The 3926-nt window shown below is 73.3% G+C and carries 2 protein-coding genes; one reads left to right on the top strand and one right to left on the bottom strand.

Translation table 11 applies throughout. From position 1 onward, the window contains the following. Window positions 1–65: 65 nt before the first annotated feature. On the bottom strand, window positions 66–3428 hold the full coding sequence (traA, locus tag AC5JJ1_RS13540) for a Ti-type conjugative transfer relaxase TraA (RefSeq protein WP_495785631.1): 3363 nt from the start codon (window positions 3426–3428) through the stop codon (window positions 66–68). 201 nt (window positions 3429–3629) lie between these two features. Here traA and AC5JJ1_RS13535 point away from each other — a divergent pair, with 201 nt between their 5' ends. Then, a complete protein-coding gene (locus AC5JJ1_RS13535; RefSeq protein ID WP_495785630.1) occupies window positions 3630–3839 on the top strand; it encodes a transposase in 210 nt (69 codons plus the stop codon). The last annotated feature ends 87 nt before the right edge of the window (window positions 3840–3926 follow it).

Genomic DNA, 3926 nt, shown 5'->3' with positions numbered 1-3926 from the left:
CGCTGGCCCACCTCAGCAGCAGCTAACGGCAGCGGTTTTTACACAGCCTCGGTCGTTATTAGCCGCTACATGCTGAGCCGCGGCCCTTGCCGCTGCCGGAGCTGCTGTCGCTCGCGCCGCTGCTCCTCGGCCGTGAGCGGCGGCAGCCCCTGACGCTGCCGCTCGGCCGCCCGCGCCCGCTCTGCCGCCAGCTCCGTCTGCCGCTCCCCCTGGCGCCGCCCCATCCGCCACCCAGGCGAGCGGTGCCGCTCCGCGCCTTCCCGGGCCAGCGACACCTCACGCGCGAGCCGCGCCAGGTCGCGCACCTGCCCGGGCTTCGCACCTGGCACCTCCGCCGCCTCGCCCCGCCCCGCTGCCCGCAGCGCGCCGCGCATGCCCTCCTCGCCAAGCCTGCCCCGCACCGCCTCCACAAAGCGGCCAATCTCCGCCACGATGCCCAACCGCCCCGCGCGCGCCCATACTGCCGCGATGCACGCGTCCCGCCGCGCCTCCCCCGCCCCCCAGCCCTCACCCCGCTGGGCCCGCCGGTCGGCCGCGGCGCGGGCACCCGCCACTTCTTCCAGCGTCTTCCACGCTGCCGGCGACAAGCCCGGCACCTCCACCGCATCGCGCCCGCGCTGTGCCGTCACCTCACATTGCCACGCGCCGGCTGCGCGCTCCCGATGTCCTGCCTCGTCCGTCAAGCTGCGGACGACGCTGCTGGCCGCGCTGCGTGCACCGGCCCGGTCCAGCTGCGCTAGGCGTCCGGCAAACAGGCCGTCGCGGCCCTTGAGACGTCCGAGTGCCTCCACCCCCTCGGCCTCGAGCCGCAGCGCCGTCCGCCGGAGGTCGCCGCCCTCGGCTGTCAGCATCGTGCCAAGCCGCGCCCGTGCGCCCTCCGGGTCGCGGTAGGCCGCAGCGATCCAATGCGCCCGGTCCTCCTGTGCGCTCCGCACGCGAGGGTCAGCCTCTGCGGCCGCATGAAGCTCGCCCGGTGTCGTGCCGCGCCCGAGGCTGTCCCGGCCCCAGGGGTCGCGGTAGGCCGGCAGCAGCGGCGCGATCGCCTCCCGTGCTGGCTCCGGCTCCGGTCGTGCCGTCCTGACGTCCCTGGTGCCCGCTGGCCGCACCGCGATCTCGCTCGCTGGCGCCAGCGGGCGCAGCCCGCGCCGCTCAGCATAGGCCGCCACCGCCTCCGGCCCGGCATAGTCAAGGCTGGTGTCCTTCGCCCGCGCCCGCGACAGCGCCGCCACCAGCCCCTCGCGGTCGCCCAGCGCCTCCCGGGACCAGTGTAGCGCCACCGCCTCCCGGTGCCGCGTCAGCGCCACATAGGTCATGTGCCGATCCATGCCCGGCCCCGCCAGCACATGCGCCCGGTCAACCGTCACCCCCTGCGCCTTGTGTACCGTCGCCGCATAGCCATGGTCGAGATGGCCGTAGTCGGCCATGCCGAAGCTCACCGCGGCCCCCTGCCCCGCCGTGCCACCCGCGCCGTCCAGCACCACTGTCAGCCGCATGCCGCCGGCCTCCACCGCCAGTACCGTCCCGAGCGTGCCGTTCTTGACCGCAACGCCGCCACGCCCGTCCGGCCCCGCCCCAAGCCCGCGCTCGTTGCGCAGGAACATGACCCGGTCGCCCGCCGCCAGCAGCCGCGGCCCGGCTTCAGTTGCCACTTGGTGCTCGGTGCCAAGCGCGCCGGCGTCGCGCATCGCCGCCCGCGCCAGCCGATTCAGCTCCGCCACCTCGGCCCGCGTATGCGCCAGCATGACCTGGCTGGCCTTGGGACTCTCCTGACGCCGCGCCGCCCAGCCCGAGACAAGTGCCGCCCGCGCCTCGTCCTGCGTCGCATACCCCTGCACCATCCCGGCCCACTCGTAGCGGCCCAGCGCCTCCGCTGTGCGCCCTGTGGCTAGCTCGCGCGTGGCGCCGCGCTGCCAGCCCTCCCGCTGCCGCCGCACCTCGGTGATCTCGACCGCCCCGTGCCGCTCCGCCAGCGCCCGGAGCGCCGCCCCGGCCTCGATTGCCTGCAGCTGCTCCGGGTCGCCCACCAGCACCACCTTGGCGCCGGCCTCGCGGGCGCGGCTCAACACCCTCTCCAGCTGCCGGCTGCTCACCATCCCGGCCTCGTCCACCACCAGCACGTCCCGCGCCGTCAGCCGGTCCTCGACCCGGCCCTGGCTCCAGCCCCATTCCAGGCTGGCGAGCGTACGCGACCGGATGCCACTCCCCGCCTCCAGCCCCTCGGCCGCGATGCCGGAGAGCGCCGCGCCCCGCACCCGATAGCCAACGTCCTCCCACGCCTGGCGCGCCACCCCGAGCATCGCGCTCTTGCCCGTGCCGGCGTAACCGACCACGAGCGCCAAGTCGCCGCCCTCCGCGACATGCCGCACCGCCGCCCGCTGCTCGCCCCCGAGCCCCAGCCCCCGCACCGCGGCCGAGCGCATCGCGCGCTCGGCCACCACCCGCTCGACCCGGTGCCCGGGCCGGCGCGCCAGCGCCGCCCCGGCTTCCTCCATCCGCCGCTCGACCGCCAGCATCGCCCGCGTCGTCAGCCGCTTCCGCCCGGCTCCGTCCTCGCCCAGCCGCACCAGCTCGGGCGACGCCTCCACCCGCGTCAGCACCCGGCCGAACTGCTCCGCCCCGTCCGTGTGCCGCGCCACGAACCGTGCCAAGTCCCGCCGCGTGAAGGTGCTTTGCTGCCGGGTGATGGCCTCCAACGCGATCGCCGGCTCCGCCGCGATGCGCTCGCCATTGCGCCGGGCGATGGCGTCGTGCTCGGCACGACGCTCAGCCGCCTCGCCCCGCTCCGCCCGACGCTGCCCAGCTGGCTCCACCTTGTGCTGCGGCTCGAGGCCAATCCCCTGCGCTGCCAGCGATCGGTGATCAACCCGCGCCTCGTGCCCCTGCTCCATCAGCCACGCATTGGCCAGCTCCGCCCAGCGCTCGCGCCAGCCCATCAGCAGCTCGGTGCTGTTCCACTCCCGCGCCTTCGGCCCGAAGCCCCCGCCCTCGACGCCGCGCAGGGTCAGCAGGATATGCGCATGCGGCTTGGCCTCGCCGTCGACGCCGGTCGGCCAATGCACGCATACATCGGCTACCATGCCCTGTGCCACGAACTCCTGCCGAGCAAAGTCCCGCGCCAGCGCGATGCCCTTCGCCCGCGACAGCTCGCGCGGCAGCGCCACCTCCACCTCGCGGGCGAGTTGGGCGTCCCGCCACTTCTCGGCGGCCTCGACCGCGTTCCACAGCGTTGTCCGGTCCTGCCAAGCCTTGGGTGCGCCCTCGGGCAGCATGACCTCCTGGTGCACCACCCCGGTCTTGGCGGTGAAGTCGTGCGCACGACCGAGCTTGTCGTCCTGCAGCCGCTCGCCCGCGCGATAGGCCGCGGCGGCAACGGCGCTGCGCCCGCTGCTGCGCGAGATGACCTTGGCCGAGAGGTGGTAGATGGCCATGGCGCCAGCATGAATCCGACCGGCGCCGTCGTGGGCCTCGTTCCGCCGGCGCTGAACTCACCTCTGCGCGACGTCGCCGCAGGCGACGTATAAGAGGCTGCTAAGCAATTTTATTGCGTGCTGGTGGCTGTTGGCAGCAGCGCATAGCAGAGATCCCGACACCATCTCTGATACATGACGTCGAGTTCTTACCATTCCGACTTGAGCGACGCGGAATGGACGATCCTTGCAACCCTGCTCTGCCCGGGACAGCAGGCAGGACATCCACAAGTCTTCCCGCTGCGCCGCATCGTCGAGGCCGTATTCTACCTGCTCCGCACCGGCTGCAAGTGGCGTGCCCTGCCGCACGACTTTCCGCCTTGGACAGCAGTGTTCTACCACTATGCAAAGTGGCGCCGGCGCGGCACCTAGGAGCGGGTCAACGCGGCACTGCGTCAGCAGCAGATTGTGCAACCTGCTTTCTGGAAATTCTGGGTGGACGTGCTCAGGCATTCCGCT

The organism is Belnapia sp., from assembly GCF_059504005.1.
Note: the sequence above shows the minus strand (reverse complement) of the source record. Positions and strands in the feature narration are given on the sequence as shown.

Excerpts from the sequence above, each read along its gene's own strand:
- traA (WP_495785631.1), bottom strand. The coding sequence starts at position 3,428 with ATGGCCATCTACCACCTCTCGGCCAAGGTCATCTCGCGCAGCAGCGGG.